General features: G+C 48.1%; 18 protein-coding genes. 9 read left to right on the top strand and 9 right to left on the bottom strand.

All coding sequences use genetic code 11. The features are described from left to right. Nucleotides 1-27: 27 nt before the first annotated feature. From RS889_RS11055 to RS889_RS11045, 3 genes are all read left to right on the top strand, one after another. Nucleotides 28-654: a LysE family translocator gene (locus RS889_RS11055; protein ID WP_315710742.1), complete on the top strand. Its 627-nt coding sequence runs from the start codon at nt 28-30 to the stop codon at nt 652-654. Nucleotides 655-1,545: 891 nt separating this feature from the next. Then, nucleotides 1,546-3,069: a group II intron reverse transcriptase/maturase gene (gene ltrA, locus RS889_RS11050; RefSeq protein ID WP_315707905.1), complete on the top strand. Its 1,524-nt coding sequence runs from the start codon at nt 1,546-1,548 to the stop codon at nt 3,067-3,069. Between the two features lie 74 nt (nt 3,070-3,143). Further along, complete coding sequence (locus RS889_RS11045; RefSeq protein ID WP_315710741.1) at nt 3,144-4,346, top strand: IS256 family transposase; 1,203 nt, start codon at nt 3,144-3,146, stop codon at nt 4,344-4,346. 72 nt (nt 4,347-4,418) lie between these two features. Here RS889_RS11045 and RS889_RS11040 read toward each other — a convergent pair whose 3' ends face one another. From RS889_RS11040 to RS889_RS11015, 6 genes are all read right to left on the bottom strand, one after another. Continuing rightward, nucleotides 4,419-5,183, bottom strand: coding sequence for an inositol monophosphatase family protein (locus RS889_RS11040; protein ID WP_315710739.1), 765 nt, complete (start codon nt 5,181-5,183; stop codon nt 4,419-4,421). A 17-nt stretch (nt 5,184-5,200) separates the two neighbouring features. After that, nucleotides 5,201-5,962: a glycerophosphodiester phosphodiesterase family protein gene (locus tag RS889_RS11035; protein ID WP_315710738.1), complete on the bottom strand. Its 762-nt coding sequence runs from the start codon at nt 5,960-5,962 to the stop codon at nt 5,201-5,203. Between the two features lie 70 nt (nt 5,963-6,032). Continuing rightward, on the bottom strand, nt 6,033-7,148 hold the full coding sequence (locus RS889_RS11030) for an extracellular solute-binding protein (RefSeq protein WP_315710737.1): 1,116 nt from the start codon (nt 7,146-7,148) through the stop codon (nt 6,033-6,035). A 31-nt stretch (nt 7,149-7,179) separates the two neighbouring features. Continuing rightward, on the bottom strand, nt 7,180-8,013 hold the full coding sequence (locus RS889_RS11025; RefSeq protein ID WP_315710735.1) for an ABC transporter permease: 834 nt from the start codon (nt 8,011-8,013) through the stop codon (nt 7,180-7,182). A 4-nt stretch (nt 8,014-8,017) separates the two neighbouring features. Then, nucleotides 8,018-8,872, bottom strand: coding sequence for an ABC transporter permease (locus RS889_RS11020; protein ID WP_315710733.1), 855 nt, complete (start codon nt 8,870-8,872; stop codon nt 8,018-8,020). Then, nucleotides 8,869-9,948, bottom strand: a complete 1,080-nt coding sequence (locus RS889_RS11015) for an ABC transporter ATP-binding protein (RefSeq protein ID WP_315710732.1) — start codon at nt 9,946-9,948, stop codon at nt 8,869-8,871. Before RS889_RS11015 ends, RS889_RS11020 begins: the two co-directional genes overlap by 4 nt. Nucleotides 9,949-10,471: 523 nt before the next feature. On the opposite strand from RS889_RS11015, the gene RS889_RS11010 reads away from it, so the two are divergent. Together RS889_RS11010 and RS889_RS11005 are read left to right on the top strand one after the other, a co-directional pair. Continuing rightward, complete coding sequence (locus RS889_RS11010; protein ID WP_425475151.1) at nt 10,472-11,599, top strand: ROK family transcriptional regulator; 1,128 nt, start codon at nt 10,472-10,474, stop codon at nt 11,597-11,599. Nucleotides 11,600-11,856: 257 nt separating this feature from the next. Next, a complete protein-coding gene (locus tag RS889_RS11005; protein WP_315710730.1) occupies nt 11,857-14,565 on the top strand; it encodes a response regulator in 2,709 nt (902 codons plus the stop codon). 176 nt (nt 14,566-14,741) lie between these two features. Here the strand turns inward: RS889_RS11005 and RS889_RS11000 are convergent, their stop codons facing one another. Then, entirely contained in the window at nt 14,742-15,332 is a 591-nt protein-coding gene (locus tag RS889_RS11000) for a hypothetical protein (RefSeq protein ID WP_315710728.1), read from the bottom strand. A gap of 547 nt (nt 15,333-15,879) precedes the next feature. On the opposite strand from RS889_RS11000, the gene RS889_RS10995 reads away from it, so the two are divergent. From RS889_RS10995 to uspE, 4 genes are all read left to right on the top strand, one after another. Beyond that, the gene (locus tag RS889_RS10995) at nt 15,880-16,137 is read left to right on the top strand and encodes a YjhX family toxin (protein ID WP_315710726.1); all 258 of its coding nucleotides are present in this window, start codon (nt 15,880-15,882) and stop codon (nt 16,135-16,137) included. Between the two features lie 10 nt (nt 16,138-16,147). Beyond that, nucleotides 16,148-16,873: an SAM-dependent methyltransferase gene (locus RS889_RS10990; RefSeq protein WP_315710725.1), complete on the top strand. Its 726-nt coding sequence runs from the start codon at nt 16,148-16,150 to the stop codon at nt 16,871-16,873. 266 nt (nt 16,874-17,139) lie between these two features. Next, nucleotides 17,140-17,892 carry a fumarate/nitrate reduction transcriptional regulator Fnr gene (fnr, locus tag RS889_RS10985; protein WP_021016068.1) on the top strand — a complete coding sequence of 251 codons (753 nt, stop codon included), beginning with the start codon at nt 17,140-17,142 and terminating at the stop codon, nt 17,890-17,892. A gap of 125 nt (nt 17,893-18,017) precedes the next feature. After that, complete coding sequence (uspE, locus tag RS889_RS10980) at nt 18,018-18,980, top strand: universal stress protein UspE (RefSeq protein WP_021016069.1); 963 nt, start codon at nt 18,018-18,020, stop codon at nt 18,978-18,980. A 94-nt stretch (nt 18,981-19,074) separates the two neighbouring features. Here the strand turns inward: uspE and pntB are convergent, their stop codons facing one another. Both pntB and pntA read right to left on the bottom strand, forming a co-directional pair. After that, complete coding sequence (gene pntB, locus RS889_RS10975) at nt 19,075-20,463, bottom strand: Re/Si-specific NAD(P)(+) transhydrogenase subunit beta (RefSeq protein ID WP_021016070.1); 1,389 nt, start codon at nt 20,461-20,463, stop codon at nt 19,075-19,077. Between the two features lie 10 nt (nt 20,464-20,473). Further along, nucleotides 20,474-22,003 (bottom strand): Re/Si-specific NAD(P)(+) transhydrogenase subunit alpha, encoded by a 1,530-nt coding sequence (gene pntA / locus RS889_RS10970; protein ID WP_315710721.1) that lies wholly within the window; start codon nt 22,001-22,003, stop codon nt 20,474-20,476. Nucleotides 22,004-22,399 lie beyond the last annotated feature (396 nt).

The raw sequence follows: 22,399 nt of genomic DNA, 5'->3' as shown, positions 1-22,399 counted from the left end.
AGAAGTACTCTTTAGTCGGGTGAATGTATGTGGGATATGTCTTCGTTTTTTGCGGCACTGCTGGTTTACAGCATAGGTACGGCTTCGCCGGGCCCGGGAAATCTTTCTATCGCCAATGCGGCGATGAATTATGGCCGTAAAGCCGGTCTGATGCTGGCAACCGGTGTGATTTCAGGCTCAATTTGCTGGGGAATGTTAACAGCCCTGGGTGTGTCAGCCATCTTGATCTCTTCGCAGAGTTTTATGGTCTGGCTTAAACTGCTGGGGGCGACCTATTTACTCTGGCTGGCTTTCAAAGCGTTGCGCAGCGCTTTTCGTCCGAGCGATCTCTCTGCCCGGACGACGCGACAGCATCAATATTTGCGCGGCTATTATCTGCAGGGCCTGGGGTTACACTTGAGCAATCCCAAAGCTGCATTAACCTGGTTTACCGTCACCAGCGTGGGGCTGTCGAGTGGCGCTCCGCAGTGGGAAGGCTACTTTCTGGTAGCGACGTGTGCGCTTTTAGGCGTGGTGATATTTGGCCTGTATGCGCTGATTTTCGCCTCACGCACGGCAGAAAAGTACCTTAACCGCGCCCGGCGCAGCTTTGACTTAATCTGCGCCGGCTTCTATGCACTGGTGGCGATCGGCTTTTTGCTTTCACTTCGATAAGCGAAGCGCTGTTCGCAAATAATGGACAGTTAAAGGCCTGAGTTCAAGATTCCATTGACTCGGGCCTTTTCATTGTAAGCGTAGGGGTATGAGGCCGGCCCCATAACAATAATTTTCATGACGAAATGGTGGAGTAAGCAGAACAGATGAGACATGCTGAGAGACAATGCCAGATCCCTATTTTTCCTACCTCAGACACATTAATAACCGTGTGTGGGCAGTTTCCCGAAGAGATTATGAATATGGCTAAGCACTTCGGTAGGGAGTGTTAGAAATTCCGTGGTGCGACACGAGGCTGTTCCTGCGATTGTTTCAGCCAGTATGTAGTAATCAGTGCGAAGAAACCTGCTGTCTCACCAGCAGTTCCCTACCCGGCTGTGCGTTGAGAGTAATTTCAATGTGCAAAGCGCCGGGGACAACGTAGCCACGGATTATCTGTAAGAGCGGACCGTGAGGTTCAATCTGAAACTGCCAGCCGCAGGCGGTGAAGGCGCCAGGGATAAGGGTATGGTCAGCATAAGCAAACCCCGATAAGCACCGTAATACTTAAGAAGCCAAAGCGGCTGTCAGGCTTCAGCCAAAAAGGCACGCGATCAGGTATGTTCTCTCACAGATGGGACATCGTGAGTGGTGTATCGCCGGTGTTAACGGGGGACCTAACCTCTTGAGTCACAGGAACGGAACGTGGTAATCCCGTACAACTCCGTAAGGTAGCGAACTCGTGAGAGCAAGCCATGGTTGTGCGGGAACGGGACGCTGGAAGAAGCGAATGATCGGTTGTAATGACCGATATACGGTTTTTTTTTTTTAACCGACCCGAAAGGGGGCTGACGTCCAGTGGGTCTTCTCTGGCGAGAAAATCGGGAATATCGACGTTATGAGGGAACGCAAATGACGCAGGCCACAAGCCAATGCGGTGCACCTTCAGCATCGTCCATGTGGTCATCGATCGACTGGCAACAGGTGGAGGATGATGTATTTCGATCACAGATGCGTATCGCCAAGGCAACCAAAGCACAGCGCTGGAATAAAGTGTGTGTGCTCCAACGACTTCTTACCCGGTCTCATCAGGCGAAGTTGTTGGCAGTGAAACGCGTCACATCGAACCGGGGGCGTAATACTCCAGGTATTGATGGCGCATTATGGGTAAATCCGCAGCAAAAATGGCAAGCGGCTCAAGCGCTGACCTGCCGGGGTTATCAGGCTCAGCCTCTAAGACGTATCCATATTCCCAAAAAGAATGGCAAAACAAGGCCGTTAGGGATCCCAACGATGCATGATCGTGCCATGCAGGCACTTTTTCTATTGGCAACAGAACCCGTGGCAGAGACTACAGCTGATCATCACTCGTATGGTTTTCGGCCAAAACGCTCAGCCGCAGATGCAATAGAACGGTGTTTTGTGGTGCTGGCTCAGAGGTCATCAGCGCAATGGATCCTCGAAGGGGATATTAAAGGCTGTTTTGATAACATCAGCCATGACTGGATGATACAACATCTCCGCGTCGAGCGCAGAGTACTCGCGCAGTGGCTGAAGGCAGGGTTTGTGGAGAAAGGGCAGCTTTTCTCAACCGCTGCAGGGACGCCGCAGGGTGGAATAATTTCCCCTTGTCTGGCTAATGGCGTTCTGGACGGCATGGAATCAATGCTGAAAAGCATCACGAGACCCGCTGATAAAGTTCATATGGTCAGGTACGCCGATGATTTTGTGATAACCGGAAGTTCAAAAGAACAGCTGGAAAACATGATCAAACCGGCAGTAACGGTATTCCTGCAGGAAAGAGGGTTAACGTTATCTGAAGAAAAGACTTCGATCGTTTCAATCTCGCAGGGATTTGATTTTCTGGGGTTTAATGTTCGCAAGTATGGAAACAAATTGCTGATTAAACCTGCAAAAAGCAGCATCAAATCTTTCCTTGATATTATTCGAAAAGAGATCAAAGCAGGCATAGCTTTACCCACTGCAACGTTACTAGGCCTTCTCAACCGCAAACTGATGGGTTGGGTAAACTATTATCGACACGTGGTGGCAAAAGCCGTCTTCAGTAAAATTGACGCCGTCATTTTTCGGGCGCTCTATCGGATGATAAGGCGAAAACATAGCAGGAAATCGGCCGGCTGGCTCTGCCGAAAGTATTATGGCAGCAGAGGATTGCGACGCTGGATATTTCACGCGGTCTATCGGGTGAAAAGTGGCGAAATCAGGACCATCAGCCTGAAACAAGCTTCGGCAACGCCAATACGACGTCACAGACAAATCCGTTCAGCCGCCAATCCTTACGATGTGGAATACCTTGATTACTTTAAAGAGCGAATGCGGAAATATCCTTCACAACAGTGGGTTGCTGGGTCAGGTATCTCTGGCCTTATGGAGGGCTTGAGCCGTGTGCAGGAAAACTTGCACGCACGGTTCTGAGGAGAGGGAGTCGCAGAAATGCGGCTCTCTTATCCGACTCATTCCAGTAATATATCATCAAAAAGGAATGACAAATGTCCCAACCCTTTGATTTCGACAAAGCCCTGAAAGCGCTACAGTCCGGTCAGTCACTGACCGGCAAAGATGGCATCTTAACCCCGTTAATCAAACAGTTAACTGAAGCAGCCCTGTCTGCGGAACTTGACTCCCATTTGGCTTCAGATGTGGAAGCCAACCGTAAAAACGGCTCTGGTAAAAAAACCATTAAAGCCCCGACCGGCAGCTTCGAACTGACGACTCCGCGCGATCGTAATGGCACTTTTGAGCCTCAACTGGTGAAAAAGCATCAGACCACACTGTCCGATGAGATCGAGCGCAAAATCATTCGTCTGTTTGCGCTGGGGATGAGTTACCAGGATATCAGCCGGGAGATTGAAGATTTATACGCATTCAGCGTGTCTACCGCCACCATCAGTGCCGTCACCGATAAAGTCATTCCTGAGTTAAAACAGTGGCAACAGCGCCCGCTGGAGAAAGTTTATCCTTTCGTCTGGCTGGACGCCATTCACTATAAAATCCGCGAGGATGGCCGTTACCAGAGCAAAGCCCTTTACACTGTGCTGGCGCTGAATCTGGAAGGCAAAAAAGAAGTTCTGGGTCTGTATCTGTCGGAAAGCGAAGGGGCAAACTTCTGGCTATCTGTATTAAGCGATCTGCAAAACCGTGGCGTTGAAGACATCCTGATAGCCTGCGTGGACGGGCTGACTGGGTTCCCGGAGGCGATAAACAGCATTTATCCGCAGACAGAGGTGCAGTTGTGCGTTATTCACCAGATACGCAACTCGATTAAATACGTGGCCTCAAAGCACCATAAAGCCTTCATGGCCGACCTGAAGCCGGTGTATCGTGCAGTGTCAAAAGAAGCCGCAGAAACGGCACTGGATGAGCTGGAGGCCAAATGGGGTCAGCAATATCCGGTGGTGCTCCAGTCATGGCGGCGCAAGTGGGAAAACCTGTCAGCGTACTTCCGCTACCCGGCTAACATACGCAAAGTGATCTACACAACCAACGCGATAGAATCGGTGCACCGTCAGTTCAGGAAACTGACCAAAACCAAAGGCGCTTTTCCGAATGAAAACAGCCTGTTGAAACTGCTTTATCTGGGACTGATGAATGCACAGGAGAAATGGACAATGCCGATCCAGAGCTGGAATTTGACATTGTCGCAGTTAGCCATTTATTTTGAAGGGCGACTGAATAGTGTGATAACGCTATAGAGTTTTTAACGTGACACAGAATTCTGAACGCTCTCCTTCGGTATCATCAGGTTGTCTTATACAGCGCCAGTCTTATGAATAAAAAAATGGTTCTACCACTTTCTGAACCGCCGGTACCGCGGTAGAAATATTCATTTTGCCCGTCATATATGCACCGTGATACTTCACCACCAGTCCGGCTTCCGCGCAGATAACCGTGCCTGCGGCGACATTCCAGATGCTGGTATTCTTTTCGATATAACCGTCGGTAAACCCCAATGCGGCAAAACTCAGGCCAATGGTTGCACAATGATATCTGGCCACTGACCATCCTTCATCCCGCAGGCAACTATCCATCAGCATAACTTCGGTAATCGGCCAGCCTGAGCTGTCTCCCATTCCCACCAGTCGAACCTCTGGGAAATCCACCTGCCGTTTATAAGGCATACCATTGCGCCATACTCCGCATCCAACTGCCGCCGAAAGTGCTGTACCTAGCATCGGTAATACGATGGCTCCTACCATCGCCAGACCATTTTCGACATATCCCAGAGAAATCCCCCACAGTGGCAAACCCCGTAAAAAGTTGCTGCTGCCATCAATCGGATCAATTACCCAGAATGTGTCATTCACGTCATCCCCCCTTTCTTCGCCTAACAGGGCATCGTTGGGAAACTCATGTCGCAGACGCGCCCAGATAAGCTGTTCTATCTGTCGGTCAGCATCAGAGACAAAATCATGCACTGCTTTTTGTTCCGGTATAAGGGTTTCACGTTTGGCAAATAGTTGGCGTGCCAATTGTGCAGCCTCGTCAACCACCAAGTTAGCCGTTTCAAAACGCCGCTGTAATTCAGACATGAAGAACCTCCCTTAAGTTAACCAAGTAGATCGGGAATATCCGACAAAACAGTCTGCGCCCCTCCGTTAAGAAACTCGCGCGCCCGCCCGGCATCATTGATGACCGCGACCGCATATTCAACACCGCTGTCAGCCAGCCGTTTCTGCGCCTCGATATCCGTCAGTTGTGCCTGACAATGCAAAATCTGGCAGTGTGTTTCCTGCAATAATGCCCGGGGATCTCGTGGCGGCACCGAAACAGCAAATGCGCGGGGAACATCCGGCAACAAACGCGCCGCAGCGTGAATCGCACGGATGGAGAAGCTGGAAATGAATAACTGTTCACGATTAGCAGGCCACAGGGTTTTTAGTATGTTGAGCGAAATTTCTGCGGTTTCGATATCATCCCCGGCAGTAGGTTTCAGCTCCAGTTGTAATCCAACATCCAGTTCCAATACACATTCAATCAGCTCTTGCAAAGACGGTATCCTGATCCCTGCGAATTCACTGCCAAACGTAGCGCGTGCATCGAGTGAACGAATCTGTTCGAACGTCAGCCCGGCAACATACCCCTGACCGTTGGTAGTACGATCGACTTTGTCATCATGAATGATCACCGGGTGGCGGTCACGCGAGAGCTTCACATCCACTTCCAGCCATTTGGCGCCCATCTCCGCCGCTTTGCGCATCGCGGCCAGCGTATTTTCCGGAACCAGTGCCGATGCACCACGGTGTGCAATCAACGTTTCCGGCACCACAATCCGATGTTCTTGCGGATAGTGGCATATCGTCTCAGACATAATATTTCCCTGGTGTATGAGCATAAGAGGTAGCCAGAGCCAACCTGCACTTTTGAATGAAAATCAGCGTTTATTTCATCAATACATTGTCGACAAACTGTTTTCTTATCTCATCCCCAAGTGGCTTTTTTGCCCAGACAAGCGACTTGGTGCGATCAAGTTCAGTGGAAGGATGACTAACGTTGTTATTCATATCTTTAGACTGTGGAGCAGAGCCGAATACCTGATGGAAATGCGCCTGTGTGTCGCTGCGGGTCAACCAATAGATAAAGACCAGCGCGGCCGCTTTATGTTTGGCATTCGCCGGGATAGCCACCACGTTGCCGCCACCGGGCATGCCAAAATCAGGAATATAAAATTTTATGTCCCGTGAAATTTCGCCTTGATGCTGTAACCCGAGCACAAAATCTTCCCAGGAAGGGGATAATTCGAATTCACCTGCATTGAGGCGGGTGATGCTGTCAGCATTGGAGGCGGTAATCACGTAATCGCCTTTATATTTGTTGAACCATGCCCAGGCCGGAGCCAAACGACGCAATACATCTGGCGAGGCATCACCTTGGCGATAATTCACATCAGGCACCAGTTTGCGGGTAATCGCTTCAATAAATGCCGGCCCGGATCCACCATTTTCCACATTAAAGGCCAGTTCTCCGGGGTTTTTCCGGATAAAGTGTTCAAACTGATCCAGTGTTCGTGGCACATCAGCCTCGTTTAATCGGGCCGAATTATAAGCTATAACCGATTGATTCCCCCAAAATGCGACGGCGTATCCATGCGAATCCATCCCCGCCATCTTGAAACGAAGCTTTTCGCTATCGGGGAGCCGGTTTTGCAATGGACCCCAGAACAATTTCGTCACATCAAAAGAATCAAGCTGATCCGCACCAATGGAAAGTACATCGATATCGCCCTGAGTCCGGTTCTTTTCTGCCAATAATTTATTAATGTTGGCCTGTAAACTACCATCCGGAATCGTGACTTTAACCCCGTATTCCGATTCAAACGCTTTTACTTGCTGTCGGAAACGATCCTGAAAATACCAGTTAAACCAGTTAAGTTGCCCTTCTTTACGCGCTTCAGCCACCACCTCATCCCAGCGCATTGATGACAGATCCTGGGCGTATCCCCATGAAAATGGCAAAAACAGTGTCGCCAGAAAAATGACCGTAAAAATCTTTAGCATCGGTAGATTTCCTTAACAGTAACAGTCGTCATTAGCCCTTTCCAATCAATGCTGTTGGTGTGACATTTTTCAGGAAACCTTCCAGAATAAGCATCAATAGTACATTGGGGACGACCAGAATAAGCGTGACAACAGCAGCGTCAGGCCGAATGAAGTTATATCCGAGATACGAATAGAGCATGGTAGGTACGGTAATAAAATCAGGGGCACCAATGATAAAGGAGACAGAAAACTCCTCAATTGAGAGAACAAACACGATGATCAAAGATGCCAGTAACCCTGACTTCAGTATTGGCCAATGGGCTACCCAGAACACCGACAGCCTGGATGCACCCAAATTGCGAGCGGCATCAATCAAATCCTGCCGAACCTGGTTGAAAGAAACACTGATGATACGGATGGCATAAGGCAGAAAAAGTACCGTATGACCGATGAGAATCCCGATGAAACGTGAATAGATGTTGAACCGAGTTAACAACGATGAAAAAAAGACCGCAATCACAAAACTGGGTAATACCAGCGGTAACAGTGTCAATAGCCAGGCAACATTCTTGCCATAAAAAGTCAGCCGTCCGAAGGCATATGCCGTAGGCAATGCCAGCAATAAGGTTATCACTGTAACAGTCGGGGCCAGCAAATAACTGTGCATCAGCGTCAGCGGTAACGATGTGGTATTCCACAATGTTATCCAGCGTTCAAACGATAGCTTCGGCGGGAAAATTGCCGGATAAGACCAGGGGTGACCCGGGTCCACCAGCGACCACAACACCGCCATGGCAAACGGTAGAATTATCCAGACCATCCCTAGTGCGAGTACCCCTAGAACCAACAATTTGTTCAGGGTATCCAGACGGGTACGTGGCATTAAATCAATTCCTTATGGTTCGAACAAATGACTGAACAGACAGCGCCATCAGGGCAGCACCACACAGGGATAACAGCATCAGCATGACGGCCACTACCGCCGCCATATTCCAGCCAGCGGCACTCTCTTGCTGAGTGCGTAACATGAACTGTGCCATGGAATTAACGCTGACAGGCCCGGCCACCACCTGAAACGAAAAATCGCCAGCAGCACCAATAAAAATCAATACCGTGGCTGTCTGCAACGCACGCAGTGTCAACGGTAGGATGATGCGACGAAACCGATCCCAGCGACCCGCACCCAAATTGCGAGCCGCATCCAGCAGATCACTACTGATTGCTTGCACGGAACCGGTGAGGAGTAGCAAAGCCATCGGCATCTGTTTCCAGGTTTGCAACAAGATCACCCCAATGCCATAGTTGTCGTTCTGCATCCGTATCGGGCGTTCAATCAGACCGAGTTTTACCAACGCAGCATTAAGAAAACCTTGATAAGAAATGAAATTCACAAACAGAAACGCGGCTGCCAGCCCATGCACCAGCAGCGGTGCTTTCAATAATGCGCCAATCATGGATGACCCCGGAAACGGCTTGCGCAACCAGATAGCCGCTGGATAGGCAAGCCCGATAGAGAATATGGCGCTCAACACGGCGATACGTGCCGAATAGAAAAAGGCACGCCAAAGCTGGGAGTCATTCAGGATGGTTTGCCAAAAATGCAACGAAAAACCGCTGTGCCCCGCAAAGTTAAAGAATCCAAACGACTGGGAGATAGTCATGCCAATCACGGCACTTATCAGCACAATAATGGTTCCCAACCCCGGAAGTAACAGCAGATAGGCATACCATGGCGATCTCATGCCACCCTCTCCTTCAGGAAATGAAGCTTGTCGGAAGCAACGGAGAAAGAATAGATCGTCCCTTCTGTCAGCGGTTTATATCCCAGCTGTTGCACACGGAATGTAGCGTTATCATTATTGTCAGAGCACCCCTCAATATCCGTCAGATTACCGAGAAATATTTGTCGCTTAATCTTTAACGGAAAAATGTTCTGCCCTATGCTCCGTTCGGGCAGTAAAGCCGCATCTTCTGGCCGCCAACAGACATAAACGCGAGTAAACAACGGCGGTTCTTCAGACGTGACTACCATTTCGCCCAGCACGGTGGTGATTCGGTAACAACCGCCGACCTCGTCACGGGCAATTACATTGCCAATCATAATATTGGCAGTACCCACAAAATCAGCCACAAACCGATTTACCGGCTGATAGTAGATATTCTGCGGTGTTCCCATCTGCACAATGGTGCCGGCATCCATCACAATGACCACGTCGGACATCGCCAACGCTTCCGCCTGATCATGCGTCACATACACAGCAGTAAAACCCTGTTTACGTTGAAGTGTTCGAATTTGCAGACGCAGCTGCTCCCGTAGCCGGGCATCCAGATTGGACAAAGGTTCATCAAACAGCATTACATCAGGCCGAACCGCCATAGAACGGGCCAGTGCTACGCGCTGCTGCTGCCCGCCGGAGAGCTGGCTCGGCAATTTATCCAGATGCCCAGCCAACGACACGCTCAGCGCCGTCTCCATAACACGATAGGTAATCTCTTTCTGTGGGAATCGTTTTTGTTTCAGGCCAAAGGCAATATTCTCCGCTACGGTCAAATGAGGAAACAGTGCGTAAGACTGGAAGCACATCGCAGTATTTCTCCGTTCCGGTGTCACCCCCGCCATATTCTTCCCACCAATATGGATACTCCCCGCATCCAAAGGAATAAACCCTGCGATGGCCCGTAGCAAAGTGGTTTTCCCACATCCCGAAGGGCCGAGAAGCGTAATAAAACACCCTTCTTCGACCTTAAATGATATCTCCTTCAGTACCGGAGTATTATCGAAGCGCAGGCTGACACCATCGACCGCTAACTTGCTCATGTTTGTATCTCCTTAAACAAAGCGTCAATTTCTGTCACGGTATGCCTGCCATCTTGCAAGTTGCAGGTTGCAGGTGCGCTGGCGGCGCTCAGTTACCCAAATCACTCACCTTTATCTCATCGGGATTCCTTCACTTCCCACCTTCCTGCGGCTCGCAATCTATTGGATAGGTATTGATGTCATCGGTCTTTATGCTTCGTGATTTTTTATTTATAATGCATTGTGAATGATAATAATTTCAATTATATTTCATAAAAATGAAAATACCTTCAAGAAAATTAACTCAATGAAAAACAATATATATTTATTGGAATTACTCAATAAAGTTCATATTTAATCCAATACTTAATGTTTTTAAGTGAAAAATTTTATTTATCATTCATTGTGTTTAATAATTAACAATGAAATACCCAACTGAGTTACCCGTTACTTTCGGGGTCGTGATAACACGGCAGGAACATGTTCAAATACAACGGAAATGCACTTTCGACTGATGATGAATAACCATGAAAAAATCCATAACATGCCTCTGCTGAATGGCAAGAGTAATGACAGCGTGTCAGTAAATGAGCGGATGGTACTGGAGATAGTTCGCCGTCATAAAAACGTGATGCGTTCAGCTATTTCGCCACTAACCAACCTTACTCAACCTTCCGTGCACCGCATTATTGACGCCTTGCTGGAACGCGGTTTACTGAAGCTGGGAAAAACCATTGTTCATGGGCGCGGCAAACCCAGTCCGGCACTGACATTAATGTCTACAGCACGCTATAGCATCGGCATTTCCGTCAATACGGATAGCGTCTCTTTCTGCCTGTGTGATTTTGCCTGCCATGTTATACATGAAGAGGTACTGGATATCCCACTTCATAACCGTGCCCGTGCCATGATCATGCTAAAAGATCGTGTCCGTCAGGCACTGCTGGATAAATGTATTTCTGCATCAGATGTGGTCGGCGTCGGATTTGCCATGGCGGGTTTCCTGATAGGGGAAACGCGTATGTTTAATGCTCCCGAACCCTTACGTGACTGGTCGCTGGTAGATCTTAGACATGAGTTACACGCCCTGTTCGATATGGCAGTCTGGACGGAAAATAACGGCACGACTGGCGCACTGGGCGAATCCCTACTCGGCGCTGGATTGGATTACCCCACATTCGGTTATTTTTCTTTTAATTACGGTTTTGGCGGCGGCATTATTATTGATGGCAAACCATTTGTTGGCTCATTTGGAAATGCCGGTGAAATAAGCCGTATTTATACCGCACAAGAGAGCCATTCCCGTCCGGCACTGGGAGAACTCATCAAGCGGTTGAACAACTGCGGTATTGATATCCATTCCGTCAGTGCCCTGAGGCGCGACTTCAATCCTGACTGGCCTGGCGTCGCCGAGTGGGTGGAAGAAATTGGCCCTTATCTTAATCGGGCTATCGATGCCATGCGCGCTATAATCGATCCGCAAGCCATTGTGTTCGGTGGTGAACTGCCTCATGCGCTGGGAGAAATGCTGTTACAGATTCCACTGACGGTCCAGATACAGCGCTATGGATGCAACGCCTACTATCCGCGCATGTTGCTCAGTCAGATCCCAGGCGATCCTTCCGTAGTCGGCGCGGCGATGATGCCATTCAAAGCGTGCTATTTTGCCTGAATATCTTCTCATTCCGACGCTGCTCATCCTGAACATAAGCGCCGTTCTCTCTTAGATACCGTTCCTGAACCCATTTGGTTACGCAGACCAAATGGGTTTTATTCATCAAACACTTTCAGATCTTAATGCGCCATAAGCGTAATGGACGACTACACTCATTAAATTACCTTCACCATTAGCTCATATTTCGGTTAACACTGTGCTACGTAATTACGTCATTAAAGGGATGCTACCAACAATCTGTCTTAGGGAGATTTATGACTGAGCTACTTGCCCCTGCGCTTGATCATCTGAATGCCGCCATACTGGTTTATGATGTAGATGACCGGCTGATAGCGTTTAACCAAAAAGCCATTGAGTTCTATCCGGAAGTCAAGGATGTGCTGAAAGTAGGCATCACCCTTCATGATCTGGTCGCCAGTTTCATTTCTGCCGGATACATTTCAGATGACACAGAAAACAGACAATCATTAATTGATGCTATGGCCAAACGCAGCCGTCTGGACAGCCACTATGAAGTTCGGCAGTTACCTGACCGCAAGTTGTTTATTCAGATCAGTCATACTCCGGATGGAGGCAGAGTCAGTCTGCATACCGATATTACCCGCTACAGCGAAGTCCTCAATTCTCGCAAACAACTCCATGAAGATTTTTTGCTGATAGCGGAATCCACTCATATTGGCATATGGGACTGGAACGCCAGAGAAGATATCTTGCAGGTGAGTGATATTTTTTTGGCGCTGTTAGGATATCCACGCATCGCCTGGCATTATTCTTCCAACCTGCTGGCTGCGCTAACCCATCCTGATGACCGGAAAACCGTCACCAATCTGTTACATGCCGCCAGCAACCAACGACTTCCTATTTTTGACTGTGAAATCCGTATTCTGCATTTCGACGGTCACTATCGCTGGATGCTGCTGTCCGGACAAATCAGCAGCTTGACGATAGAAAGAAAAATAGAACGAGTTATCGGTACCATGCAGGACATCACCAGCCATAAAGAAGCTGAAGCGTTCTCACGTCAGTCTGCTGCTGCCGCGCAAGCCGCCAACGAAGCCAAAAGTCTGTTTCTGGCAAACATGAGTCACGAAATTCGTACGCCAATGAATGGAATTTTAGGTATGGCACAACTTTGTCTGGATACGAAACTGACCCATGAGCAGCATGATTACATCACCATGGTGTATAACTCCGCTCGTTCCCTGTTACACATCATTGACGATATTCTCGATTTTTCCAAAATTGAAGCGGGAAAGATTGTCCTGAATGAAGAGGATTTTGAGCTACGCCCTTTTATTCAGGAAATAATCCGCCCTTTTATGCCGGACGCGACAGAGAAGAACATCGAATTGCTGGTCGATATCTCTCAAGATGTTCCACAGATGCTACAGGGTGATAACCTCCGTTTACGTCAGGTGCTAAACAATCTAGTCAGTAATGCGCTGAAATTCACTCATCATGGCGAAATTTTACTGAAAATCAGCCTGGTCCCCCACAACGACCGTCTTCTGTTTCTGGTACATGATACCGGTATTGGTATTCCCGACGAGAAACAGAAACTGATTTTTGAATCATTCAGTCAGGTCGATGCATCCACCACTCGCAAGTACGGCGGAACCGGTCTGGGGCTGACAATCTCTGCCCGATTGGTGGAAATGATGAAAGGGAAACTAGTGGTCGAAAGCGTGCCAGGAGAAGGCAGTACCTTTAGCTTTACCCTACCTTTTCCTCTTTCCTGCCATACTGATGTCCGATCATTGGTACTTCCCGCCGAACTCCTCGGTACACAGGTACTGGTGGTGGATGACAATGCAACTAACCTGCGTCTGATGAAAGATATGCTGCGCAATATGGGACTCTGCCCCATTACAGTCAGCAGTGGCGCATTAGCGCTATCACTGGTGGAAAGCAACAGTGATTTTCCATTGATTATGCTCGACGTGCAGATGCCTGACATGGATGGTATATCGCTAGCCGCCACTCTTTCCGTTATGCCCGCGTTCCACAATAGTACTTTTATCATGCTGAGTTCCATGGGTCGCGCTATGGATTCGACCGCATTAACAGCGCTTGGTGTGTCCCACGTTCTCAGTAAACCTATCGCGCAGAGCGAACTGTTCAACATTATCGTCAAATCGTTTACCGGAAAGCACTGTCTGGCGGTGCCAGAGGAACCGGCAACGCCCCAGCCAGACTCCCTGGAGGCTTACCGCATACTGCTGGCGGAAGACAACCTGGTAAATCAGAAACTGGCGGTCAATTTTTTGAATAAGCTGGGCCATCAATGTGATGTTGCCAACAACGGCATGGAAGTGCTGGAAAAACTCGATGAAACTGATTACGACCTGATTTTTATGGACTTGCAAATGCCGGAAATGGATGGCGGAAAAGCCACACAGATTATCCGCGACATGGAGTCCCATCAGCCCGCATTACAGCACCATATCATCATCGCGCTGACCGCTCATGCCATGCAGGGAGACCGGGAGTATTGTTTGCAACACGGTTTCGACGGTTATCTTGCCAAACCTATCACCATGAAGGCACTACAGCAGGAAATTCACCGGGTGATGACTCAAGAGCAGAAACTTACGCCATTGCCTGATCCCACACGTGAGACGCTGGATGAGCAGACTCTATTACAACGCTTTTATGGCGATACAGCATTAATGAAAGAGTTGTCAGCCATTTTCATCCAAAGGTTCCCGGATTCGATCGCAACGCTTCATACCGCGATTAACGAACGTGAACTACAAACAGTTCAGCAGGAAGCACATAAATTACGAGGTGAAAGCAGCAACTTTGGTTGCGATGAGTTGGTAGCACTATTGCAACGGATAGAACACGCGGCCAGGCAGCATGATCTAACCCAACTTGATGAACTGGCAATTGAACTGAAACCATTGAGTTTCCGGCTGCTAAAATCGCTGCAAACCATAGTTGATGACGGCTATACAGGGTGATTTTTCCACGAAAGACGCTTTAATTGATGAATCCCGAATGATCTATAACGAACGCCTCATGCGTCATACCATGTCTGTGAATCAACGAGAAATCGAATACCCACAGAACGCTTGATGAAATCCATCAAGCGTTCTGGAAGACATAAAAAGTACCAACTTATGCCAGGATGAATCCCTCACTTTTTGAAACCCACCACACTCCTGGCCAGCGCCGCAATTAAATCATCACTCTTTTTGCTAGCCTCATCGAATGTTTTATCATCAACGACGGTCACCGGCTGAACTTCCATCACACGCCCTTTAACAGTGGTTGCGCATAATAAATGCAGCACCTTATTATTAATCATTGTCTCCAGACAATTAAACGTAAGCCCGGAATCCGTCACCAATTCCCGTTTTTCCGGTCTGATACGCTGGCGAATCATCTCTTTCTCGGCACTGGCAAGCACAGCTTTCAAATAAGGCTCATCTTCGTTTTTTGCTTCAGGTATTTTGCCGCTACTGTCCATAGGTAGTGCATAAAGGGTAACCAGCGCTTTGCGTTTGGTCGCTGATTCAATATATTCGGCCTCAACGGCATGACTGGCGGGGTCGACGTTAATACTACGCCGTTTTAATCCATCGGCCGAAGTGGGTAATGCAGCAGCCAAATCCTGAGTGGTATAACCGGCAATAACATCAGCATTATTCTGATCCGCATAGCCATACAGTGGTAGCGCCAGCAACATTCCATAGATCACACGCTTACTTAGAAAAGTAAATTGCATTAATTCATCCTCCCTCATTTAAATATGAATATACCTGAGACCAAAAGCTGTGTGTCTGTGAGATGTATAATTCGTTGTCGTTGTCACACAACCCCAAGATTTTTCGGCATTTAACTCCATTGAAGGAAAGCGTACACCTGAACCATGAAATAACCCGTATCTACCCGGAGGCATTATGTGGATAGCCAGCGCTATCTTCATTCTGACCATTGCTTTGGTCATCATCCAGCCCAACGTATTGAACATTCCTGATGGATATTGACCATGAATACCACCACCATTTGCCACAATCCGAACTGCGGTACTACGACGTCAGTGGTCACATTTCTTAGGTTAAATCATTTTCATGAAGTTTAAGCGTGTTATCATTTACGGTGTAAATACCTTTCATCTCATACCGAGGCTTTGATGCTGGAGAATGTAATCATCAGATAATCAGCTTCCCGACCTTCTCAGGCCGGACTGGTTATCGCTGCGCTTAAACCTTACGCAAACACCTGCGGGTGTTAGTTCGTTTTTGCACATGATGATTAGCAGGTTTTTCAGTATGAATTTATCCCGTCAGGAACAACGTACCTTACATGTTCTCGCCAAAGGTGGACGTATCATGCACGTCCGTAATGCTTCAGGCCGCGTCACATCCGTTGAATGCTACAGCCGCGAAGGGCTGTTGCTCAGCGACTGCACACTCGCCGTTTTCAAAAAACTCAAAACTAAAAAGCTGATTAAGTCTGTCAATGGTCAGCCCTACCGCATCAATACCACCGGGCTGAACAACGTTCGCGCCCAGCCGGACAATCGCTAAGGAGTAAGTCATGAATATGACGATGAGCACACCTTTTACCGACAACTATGACAAATCCTTTCTTCTGGAAACGATGATGGGGCCGAATGCCATGCGCATTATGGAAGAAATGGCAAATATGCTCCCCATTTCTCCGGGTATGCGTATTCTCGACCTCGGTTGCGGAACGGGAATTTCTTCCATTCTGCTTGCGGAAAAATATGATGTGACCGTATTTGCAGCCGATTTATGGATCTCCCCTACCGAAAACGCGAAGCGGTTCGCGGGGCTGGGGCTTGAATCTAAAATAATTCCTCTTTTGGTAGATGCAACGAAAGAGATCCCATTTGCTCATGAATACTTTGACATGATCATAAGTGTGGATGCTTATCAGTACTTCGGCAGTAACGAAATCATGCTGTCAAAACTCCTGCCTTTTGTAAAAAAAAGTGGACTGATAGCGGTTGCCGTACCTGGATTTATACAAGACTACCCAGAAGGTCAGTTGCCGGAGGAGGTTCAACCTTTCTGGACACCAGACTGGTATTTTTATTCCTGTAACTGGTGGAAGGCTTTATGGGGAAAAGAACCTGGCATAAAAATCACCATGCTGCGCGAAATGAACTCATGCCAGCAGGCATGGGATGAATATCTGCAATCACCCAGTTGGCATACTCAAAAAATGATTCCCATAATGCAGGCAGGGGCCGGAAAATATTTCAACATTATCCAAATCGTAGGGCGGAAAGTTTTATAGGACCTCGCCTCTAATTTCCTCCCCGCCTTTCAAAGGCGGGGAGAATTTCCACGAAATAAACGGTATTTACTGCCACAGAAAACCTTTCGCTATAAAATTAATGATATAACGCAACACCCGCCCGCAGCATCCCTTTTTGATAAATAGTCGCTTAAAACATTAGTTAGCTCACTATTTATAAATCTGTTCTTGGAATAAGGGCTCTTATCAGCCGCAATAAAAGCTGTTAAAATTGACCAATATCAATTATTGCCTGAGCAAAATCTATGATCCCGGAAAAGCGAATAATTCGACGCATTCAGTCTGGTGGTTGTGCAATTCATTGTCAGGATTGCAGCATAAGCCAGCTTTGCATCCCGTTTACCTTGAACGAGCACGAGCTGGATCAACTCGACAATATCATTGAACGAAAAAAACCAATCCAGAAAGGACAGGCGTTGTTTAAAGCGGGTGATGAACTCAAGTCGCTGTACGCCATTCGTTCCGGCACCATAAAAAGCTATACAATTACTGAACAGGGTGACGAACAGATCACCGGTTTTCATTTGGCCGGTGACCTAGTGGGGTTTGACGCGATTGGCAGTGCCCTGCACCCCAGTTTTGCGCAAGCTCTGGAAACGTCTATGGTCTGTGAGATCCCTTTCGAAACACTTGATGACCTTTCCGGTAAAATGCCCAATTTGCGCCAGCAGATAATGCGCCTGATGAGCGGTGAAATCCGAGGCGATCAGGACATGATACTGTTGTTGTCAAAGAAAAATGCCGAGGAACGTCTGGCGGCATTTGTCTATAATCTCTCACGTCGTTTTGCCCAACGCGGTTTCTCTCCGCGCGAGTTTCGTCTCACCATGACCCGTGGCGATATTGGCAACTACCTGGGACTGACGGTAGAAACTATCAGTCGCTTGCTGGGACGCTTCCAGAAAAGCGGCATGTTAGCGGTGAAAGGGAAATATATCACTATTGAAAACAATGAGACGCTGGCCGAGCTGGCGGGTGCTGCCAAAAGCAACGCCTAACCTATTGCCGGATCAATGATTTTTCTGAATTATTGATCCAGCGCCCATCATCAGTTGTTCAAAGCGATTTCATTGAGGTACTCTTAATTTACTGGCTGTGGATTGACAGTCGTTAGGAGGACCCTATGGCGAAGTATCAGAACCTACTGGTAGCTATTGACCCTGATCAAGATGACCAACCGGCATTACGTCGCGCTGTTTACCTGATTCAACGGCTTGGCGGCCGTATCAAGGCGTTCCTGCCTATTTACGACTTTTCTTACGAAATGACCACTCTGCTCTCACCCGATGAACGAACAGAGATGCGACAGGGCGTCATCGCTCAACGTATTGAATGGATTGCAGAACAATGCAAACACTATATTGATGCAGGCGTTTCTATTGATATTAAAGTAGTCTGGCACAATAAACCCTTTGAAGCCATCATTCAGGAAGTCATTACCGGGAAGCATGATCTATTGCTCAAAATGGCTCACCAGCATGACAGGCTGGAAGCCGTTATCTTTACACCTACTGACTGGCAACTGTTGCGTAAATGTCCTTGCCCGGTATGGATGGTAAAAGATCAGCCCTGGCCGGAAGGCGGACGCGCTTTGGTTGCTGTCAATCTGGCGAGTGAAGACCCTTATCACGACCCACTTAATGTAAAACTGGTTACCGAAACCTTGGAATTGGCCAAGCAGGTAAACCAAACAGAAGTCCATCTTGTTGGTGCCTACCCGGTAACCCCCATCAATATTGCCATTGAACTGCCTGATTTTGACCCCAGCGTCTACAACGATGCCATTCGTGGGCAACATTTGATTGCCATGAAAGCGCTACGTCAGAAATTTAATCTGGATGAACGACTAACCCATGTTGAAAAAGGGCTGCCAGAAGAAGTCATTCCTGATCTAGCGGAACACTTACAGGCTGGGGTGGTGGTGTTGGGTTCTCTGGGGCGTACAGGACTGTCCGCCGCCTTTATCGGTAACACTGTCGAGCATGTTATTGATCACCTGAAATGCGATTTGCTGGCGATAAAACCCGAGGATTTCGTTTCTCCAATCGTTCAGGGAAACGATAATAACGAGGATAAAACAGAGTAAAATTCCGATCTCATACCTGGGTTTATTGACAATCAGGGGGTTAATTTCCCCTGATTGTGCACCCTTCAATGAAACGCTATAGCCTATCCACCCGTTACAGTGCTTTCAGAATCGCTTCCACACTCGCTTTGGCATCACCAAACAGCATTTGAGTATTCTCTTTAAAGAACAGTGGATTCTGAACGCCCGCATAACCGGTATTCATTGAACGTTTAAAAACGATAACATTCTGTGCTTTCCACACTTCCAGCACCGGCATACCTGCGATCGGACTATGCGGATCTTCCTGTGCCGCCGGGTTTACCGTGTCATTAGCACCGATAACCAGCACCGTATCGGTATCAGCAAAATCATCATTGATTTCATCCATTTCCAACACGATGTCATACGGAACCTTTGCTTCAGCCAGCAACACGTTCATGTGTCCAGGTAAACGTCCAGCAACCGGGTGAATACCAAAACGGACCTTCACACCCCGAGCTCGCAGCTTGTCGGTAATGTCATGCACTGGATATTGTGCCTGTGCCACCGCCATTCCATACCCCGGAGTAATAATCACCGAACTGGAATTCTTCAGTAACTCTGCAACCTCTTCCGCAGACGTTTCACGATGCTCTCCCACTTCTTCACTACTTCCGGTAGAAGAACCATCAGACCCAAATCCACCGGCAATTACACTGATGAAAGAACGATTCATCGCCTTACACATAATATACGACAGGATCGCACCCGATGAGCCGACTAATGCCCCGGTGACAATCAGCAGATCGTTGCTCAGCATGAAACCCGCCGCCGCCGCCGCCCAACCAGAGTAGGAGTTCAGCATTGAAACGACCACTGGCATATCCGCACCGCCAATGGATGCCACCAGATGCCAACCAAAGACCAGCGCAATAGCGGTCATCAATAACAACGCAATGGACTGCAATGCAACACTGCCAGTATTTACGAATAACAGGAGCAGTAGGAAAGAAACGACCAGCGCCGCCAGATTCATCTTATGACGATGAGGCAACATCAACGGCTTAGAGGAAATAAGGCCGCGCAGTTTACCAAAAGCCACCACTGAACCGGTAAAGGTCACCGCACCAATAAAGATCCCCAGGAAAACTTCCGTCAAATGGATATTTACCATTACTGCATCGGTAATTTCTCCGTGATCAAGAAAACTGTTGAATCCTACCAGTACTGCGGCGATACCCACGAAACTGTGCAGAATGGCAACCAGTTCCGGCATTTCAGTCATTTCCACCTTACGTGCCAGATAGACACCAATCGCGCCACCAATCAGCATAGCGATGATGATCCAGCCGATATTGCCGGCATGAGGTCCCAAAATCGTTGCCAGTAAGGCGATAGCCATCCCGGTAATACCGAAAATGTTTCCCTGCTGGGATGTCTCATGCTTGGATAACCCAGCGAGACTACAAATAAACAGAATGGCAGCGACAATGTACGCTGCTGTAACTAATCCCCCAGACATGTGCTACCCCTTAATTCTTGCGGAACATTTTCAGCATGCGCTGAGTGACGGTAAAACCACCGAAAATATTAATGCTGGCGATCAATACGGCAATGAAGGATAAACACGATACCCATCCACCATGGCCAATCTGCAGTAATGCGCCCACCACAATAATGCCTGATATTGCATTGGTGACCGACATTAGCGGGGTATGCAGAGCATGACTCACGTTCCACACCACGTAGTATCCCACCACGCAGGCCAGTGCAAACACGGTGAAATGCGAGAGAAATTCTTTTGGAGCCACATTAGCCAACCAGCCAAACAACGCAATAGCCACCGCCATGAAAATGAATTTATTCCACGGTGAAGACTTTTTGACTTCCTTTTTCTCCATTACCACATCGGGTTTCGCTTGCTGCGGTTGGACTGAGACTTGAATTGGCGGCGCTGGCCAGGTAATTTCGCCATTTTTAACCACGGTAACACCGCGGATAACGGTGTCTTCAAAATCAATATCTATTTCACCGTTTTTCTCTTTACACAACAACTTGAGCAGGTTCACCAGATTGGTGCCATAGAGCTGTGAAGATTGGGTTGGTAGACGGCTCGGCAGATCGGTGTAACCAATGATTTTGACGCCATTTTCCGTAAGCGTAACCTGATCGGCGACCGTAAGCTCACAGTTACCGCCTGTTTGCGCCGCCAAATCGACGACCACGCTTCCGGGCTTCATGCTCAATACCATCTCTTTGGTAATCAGACGTGGTGCTGGCTTCCCAGGGATCAATGCAGTGGTGACAATGATATCCACGTCTTTGGCTTGCGCCGCAAACAGGGCCATCTCGGCATTGATAAAAGCCTCAGACATGACTTTGGCATAGCCATCACCACTGCCTGCCTCTTCTTCAAAATCCAACTCGAGGAACTCGGCCCCCATACTTTTGACCTGCTCTTTCACTTCAGGTCGTGTATCAAACGCACGGACAATAGCCCCCAGGCTGCCCGCCGCACCAATTGCCGCCAGACCCGCCACACCGGCACCAATAATCATGACTTTTGCCGGAGGCACTTTACCGGCAGCGGTAATCTGCCCAGTAAAGAAGCGGCCAAATTCGTGTGCAGCTTCCACAATGGCACGGTAACCCGCGATATTGGCCATTGAACTGAGCGCATCCATGGATTGCGCACGGGAAATACGCGGCACTGAATCCATGGCTAATACCGTTACCTGTCGCTCAGCCAGCTTTTGCAGTAATTCAGGGTTCTGAGCCGGCCAGACAAAGCTGATTATCGTGCTGCCTGCACGGACTATCTCAACTTCATCATCCTGCGGCGCATTGACTTTCAGGATAATATCGCTTTGCCAAACATCCTCTTTTCCCAGAATGGTCGCGCCAGCCTGTTCATAAGTAGAATCGTCAAAACTGGCAAGTTTCCCTGCTCCACTTTCTATTGCGACCTCAAAACCCAACTTCAGCAGCTGCTCCACCGTTTTCGGTGTAGCTGCGACCCGGGCTTCATTGGTCAACCGTTCTTTTGGTACACCAATACGCATACTGAATCCCTTTTCGCTTATTTTTTAACGAAGACCATCTATTATTGTCACCCACGTGAAAAACAGTTTGTCGTCACTGTTCAACCCCATTGCCATGACGGCAAACTCAGTTATAACCTACTGAAAATATGATTGATAATCCACATGTAAAGCCATTTTGTGCTAAAAGCGGAGTTATGGCGGGTGACAACCCCAATTTTCGGTCAGATATAACACTTATTACACGCTTTTTTAGCATTAATAACATAACAATATTCTGCACCAATTCACAAAAACCACGTGTTACATGCTTGTTAAATAATGCTAATGTCTATAAATATGCTTTATGATGCAAAAAATACCATTCACTACTATTATTAATCGTTTTCATTGCAGCCAATTTATCGCCATTATTCG

The sequence above is a fragment of the Brenneria uluponensis genome, assembly GCF_032395385.1.
GTDB lineage: Bacteria > Pseudomonadota > Gammaproteobacteria > Enterobacterales > Enterobacteriaceae > Prodigiosinella > Prodigiosinella aquatilis.
Note: the sequence above shows the minus strand (reverse complement) of the source record. Positions and strands in the feature narration are given on the sequence as shown.

Excerpts from the sequence above, each read along its gene's own strand:
- uspE (WP_021016069.1), top strand. The coding sequence starts at position 18,018 with ATGGCGAAGTATCAGAACCTACTGGTAGCTATTGACCCTGATCAAGAT.
- RS889_RS11030 (WP_315710737.1), bottom strand. The coding sequence starts at position 7,148 with ATGCTAAAGATTTTTACGGTCATTTTTCTGGCGACACTGTTTTTGCCA.
- pntA (WP_315710721.1), bottom strand. The coding sequence starts at position 22,003 with ATGCGTATTGGTGTACCAAAAGAACGGTTGACCAATGAAGCCCGGGTC.
- RS889_RS11005 (WP_315710730.1), top strand. The coding sequence starts at position 11,857 with ATGACTGAGCTACTTGCCCCTGCGCTTGATCATCTGAATGCCGCCATA.
- RS889_RS11035 (WP_315710738.1), bottom strand. The coding sequence starts at position 5,962 with ATGTCTGAGACGATATGCCACTATCCGCAAGAACATCGGATTGTGGTG.
- RS889_RS11020 (WP_315710733.1), bottom strand. The coding sequence starts at position 8,872 with ATGAGATCGCCATGGTATGCCTATCTGCTGTTACTTCCGGGGTTGGGA.
- RS889_RS11055 (WP_315710742.1), top strand. The coding sequence starts at position 28 with ATGTGGGATATGTCTTCGTTTTTTGCGGCACTGCTGGTTTACAGCATA.
- RS889_RS11015 (WP_315710732.1), bottom strand. The coding sequence starts at position 9,948 with ATGAGCAAGTTAGCGGTCGATGGTGTCAGCCTGCGCTTCGATAATACT.
- RS889_RS11010 (WP_425475151.1), top strand. The coding sequence starts at position 10,472 with ATGCCTCTGCTGAATGGCAAGAGTAATGACAGCGTGTCAGTAAATGAG.
- ltrA (WP_315707905.1), top strand. The coding sequence starts at position 1,546 with ATGACGCAGGCCACAAGCCAATGCGGTGCACCTTCAGCATCGTCCATG.
- RS889_RS10995 (WP_315710726.1), top strand. The coding sequence starts at position 15,880 with ATGAATTTATCCCGTCAGGAACAACGTACCTTACATGTTCTCGCCAAA.
- RS889_RS11045 (WP_315710741.1), top strand. The coding sequence starts at position 3,144 with ATGTCCCAACCCTTTGATTTCGACAAAGCCCTGAAAGCGCTACAGTCC.
- RS889_RS10990 (WP_315710725.1), top strand. The coding sequence starts at position 16,148 with ATGAATATGACGATGAGCACACCTTTTACCGACAACTATGACAAATCC.
- pntB (WP_021016070.1), bottom strand. The coding sequence starts at position 20,463 with ATGTCTGGGGGATTAGTTACAGCAGCGTACATTGTCGCTGCCATTCTG.
- fnr (WP_021016068.1), top strand. The coding sequence starts at position 17,140 with ATGATCCCGGAAAAGCGAATAATTCGACGCATTCAGTCTGGTGGTTGT.
- RS889_RS11025 (WP_315710735.1), bottom strand. The coding sequence starts at position 8,013 with ATGCCACGTACCCGTCTGGATACCCTGAACAAATTGTTGGTTCTAGGG.
- RS889_RS11040 (WP_315710739.1), bottom strand. The coding sequence starts at position 5,183 with ATGTCTGAATTACAGCGGCGTTTTGAAACGGCTAACTTGGTGGTTGAC.
- RS889_RS11000 (WP_315710728.1), bottom strand. The coding sequence starts at position 15,332 with ATGCAATTTACTTTTCTAAGTAAGCGTGTGATCTATGGAATGTTGCTG.